The 1,782-nt window shown below is 64.6% G+C and carries 4 protein-coding genes; all 4 read right to left on the bottom strand.

Annotated elements, in window-relative coordinates; translation table 11 throughout:
• A partial coding sequence (rplI, locus tag AC1VAN_RS20685; RefSeq protein WP_480986619.1) for a 50S ribosomal protein L9 occupies nucleotides 1-386 on the bottom strand: 386 nt, incomplete at its 3' end.
• A gap of 105 nt (nucleotides 387-491) precedes the next feature.
• Nucleotides 492-722 carry a 30S ribosomal protein S18 gene (gene rpsR / locus AC1VAN_RS20680; RefSeq protein WP_002804494.1) on the bottom strand — a complete coding sequence of 77 codons (231 nt, stop codon included), beginning with the start codon at nucleotides 720-722 and terminating at the stop codon, nucleotides 492-494.
• Nucleotides 723-733: 11 nt separating this feature from the next.
• Nucleotides 734-1,171 (bottom strand): 30S ribosomal protein S6, encoded by a 438-nt coding sequence (gene rpsF / locus AC1VAN_RS20675; protein ID WP_025876882.1) that lies wholly within the window; start codon nucleotides 1,169-1,171, stop codon nucleotides 734-736.
• Between the two features lie 201 nt (nucleotides 1,172-1,372).
• Nucleotides 1,373-1,782, bottom strand: a 410-nt coding sequence (locus tag AC1VAN_RS20670; protein WP_480986618.1) for a CbrC family protein, incomplete at its 5' end; no start/stop codon positions are given.

The raw sequence follows: 1,782 nt of genomic DNA, 5'->3' as shown, positions 1-1,782 counted from the left end.
ACTTCGTACTCGCCAATGTTGCGGAAGGCGCCTTCGCCCAGGATGACTTCGCTCTTGCTCAGCGCCAGGCCGGCAGCGGTGAAGGCATCGGCGATTTCGCGCGCGCCGACCGAGCCGTACAGCTTGCCTTCGGTCGAAGCGTTGGCGGCGACGGTCACGCTCGCGCCTTCCAGCTTGGCCTTGCGGGCTTCGGCTTCAGCGTGGATGGACTGGGCCTTGGCTTCGTAATCAGCGCGCTTGGCTTCGAACTCGGCCTTGTTGCTCTCGGTGGCCGGAACGGCCTTGCCCTGCGGCACGAGGAAGTTACGGCCGTAGCCCGGCTTCACGTCGACCAGGTCGCCCAGGTTGCCGAGGTTGGTGACTTTCTGCAGGAGGATCAGCTGCATGGTATTGCTCCAGATAAGTTATTCGTTAGCGAGGCGCGGGCCCCGCAACAAAGGCTGTCCGAATAGCTGGCACAGCGGGGGCAGCGCGAAGCTGCCCCGCCGGCATCAGACGTCGTGGTTGTCGGTGTACGGAATCAGGGCCAGGAAGCGAGCGCGCTTGACGGCGGTCGCCAGCTGACGCTGGTACTTCGACTTGGTACCGGTGACGCGGCTCGGCACGATCTTGCCGTTCTCGGTCAGGTACTGGCGCAGGGTGTTGAGATCCTTGTAGTCGATCTCCTTGACACCTTCGGCCGTGAACTTGCAGAACTTGCGGCGACGGAAGAACTTGGACATGTCAGTGCTCCTTAGGCGGCCGAAGCGGCGTCGTCGCCGGCATCGTTGTCAGCGGCGGGGGTGGTTTCGCCTTCTTCGTCATCACGACGACGACGCTCACCACGCTCGGGCTTGTCGCCCTTCTCGTCCTTGCTCTTCATGATCAGCGACTGCTCGGTGTCAGCCTCGTCACGCTTGATGACCAGGTTGCGCAGGACGGCGTCGTTGAAGCGGAAGCTTTCGGTCAGCTCGGTCAGCACGGCCTGGTCGACTTCGATGTTCAGCAGCACGTAGTGCGCCTTCACCAGGTTCTGGATCGGGTACGCCAGCTGGCGGCGGCCCCAGTCTTCCAGACGGTGGATGGTGCCGTTGCCGTTCTCGACCAGCGACTTGTAGCGCTCGATCATGGCCGGGACCTGCTCGCTCTGGTCCGGGTGGACCATGAACACGATTTCGTAATGACGACTCATGTTTTTCTACCTTTCGGATGTGGCCTTGCGGCCGGACAGCCCCCCGCCGTTGATACCGCGGTGGGGCAAGGGATCCTGCCAAGGAGGCAGGAAGCCGCGCATTATGGCGCAGATGGGGCTGCCGGGCAACCGGCGAGCCGCAGACCGACCTGAACATGGTAGCGCCGGGCCATGGCCGGCGAACGCGGAAACCGCCCCGGKCTACCCCAGGTCCACATGCAGGCGGTGCTGGCCGCATTGCAGGCACTGGAACAGGCAGCCAACCATCTCCCCGTCCCGGCTCAGGTGTTCCAGCAACCAGTCGGCGTCGCGCGGGTTGACCTCGGCCACGTCCGGCCGGACCTGGTCGAGGATGGGCAGGRGGTCCTCGCTGCCGGCAAAGCCGAGGAAGGCGCAGGGCCGTTCACAATGGCTCAGCCAGACCGATTGCTGCCAGGACGAGTAGCCCGGGGTGCGCTCGCAGATCTCCAGCAACTGCCCGCGGGGAATGGTCGGTGGCGGATCGGCCGGGTCCGGCGACACCCCCTCGATATCGCTCCAGCCGGTGAATTCACCCTCGTAACTGGCCGCTGCCCTGCCATCGGCGATACACCAGGGGCACAGGTAATCGG

It is taken from the genome of Stenotrophomonas sp. 05L44_2, from assembly GCF_056665995.1.
Note: the sequence above shows the minus strand (reverse complement) of the source record. Positions and strands in the feature narration are given on the sequence as shown.